Source organism: Sulfitobacter sp. CW3 (assembly GCF_019392245.1).
Classification (GTDB): Bacteria; Pseudomonadota; Alphaproteobacteria; order Rhodobacterales; family Rhodobacteraceae; genus Sulfitobacter.
Genome location: NZ_JAHXRL010000021.1, coordinates 1 through 1,141 on the forward strand (window position 1 = coordinate 1; position 1,141 = coordinate 1,141).

Annotated in this window: 1 protein-coding gene; it reads right to left on the reverse strand. The window is 56.3% G+C overall.

Annotated features, from left to right (window positions below; all coding sequences use genetic code 11):
- Positions 1 to 23 precede the first annotated feature (23 nt).
- A protein-coding gene (locus KZZ06_RS20030) for an IS3 family transposase (RefSeq protein ID WP_219581755.1) occupies positions 24 to 1,138 on the reverse strand; the annotation gives its coding sequence in 2 pieces (ribosomal slippage) (positions 24 to 889 and positions 889 to 1,138; 1,116 coding nt in all).
- Between the last annotated feature and the right edge of the window lie 3 nt (positions 1,139 to 1,141).

Sequence of the window (1,141 nt, forward strand, 5' to 3'; positions counted from 1 at the left end):
TGACCTGCTCCCCATTGAGTCCGCTAATTTAGGTTAGCTCTGTTCAAGTTTTGGTCCTCTTCTGACCTGTTAGCATATTCGACTGGCGTCAGGCCAGCGAGGCTTGTGTGTGGGCGGTGGTGGTTGAAGTCGGTACGCCACGCAGCGATCAACTGGCGGGCATGGCGCAGGTTGTCGAACAGGTGCTCGTTTAGACATTCATCCCGCATCCTCCCGTTGAAGCTTTCCACAAACCCATTTTGCATGGGCTTCCCCGGCGCGATGTAGTGCCAGTCAACCTTTCGGTCTTCCTGCCATTTCAGGATCGCATTCGAAGTTAGTTCTGTGCCGTTATCGCTGACCACCATGCAGGGGTAGCCGCGCATCTCAGCAATGCGGTCCAACTCACGACCCACACGGTCGCCTGAGAGCGATGTGTCGACCACGGCAGCCAAACATTCGCGGCTAAAGTCGTCGATCACGTTCAGAATGCGGAACCGGCGACCGCAGGACAGGCTGTCGGACACAAAGTCGAGCGACCACCGTTGGTTTGGCCCCTGCGGGATCGCCATCGGTGCTCGGGTGCCCACTGCACGCTTGCGACCGCCACGTTTACGGACTGTTAATCCCTCTTCGCGGTAAATCCGGTACAGCTTTTTCCAGTTTACTTGCCAGCCTTCGCGTTTGAGCAGGATGTGCAGACGACGATAACCAAACCGCCGCCGCTCAGACGACAGATCCTTCAACCGATCTCGCAGATCAGTATCCGCTGGCCGCCTCGACGTACGCCGATAAACACGCGGGTCGATCCCAGCCAAGGCGCACGCCCGCTTCTGATTGTATCGTTTCTCTGTCATGGCCCAGGTCACCGCGCTTCTGCGTGAACCGGGCCTCAAAAGTTTTTTCCCAACATCTCCTTGAGCGTTGAGACATCCATCATCTGTTCCGCCAGGAGTTTCTTCAGTTTCGCATTCTCAGCTTCCAGCGCTTTCAACTTCTTCGCGTCGGACACCTCCATGCCGCCATACTTGGATCGCCATTTATAAAACGTCGCATCACTGACGCCATGCTTGCGGCAAAGCGCCTTCGCGCCAAGCCCAGCCTGATGCTCCTTCAATATCCCGATTATCTGCTCTTCGCTGAAACGGCTTCTCTTCATCGT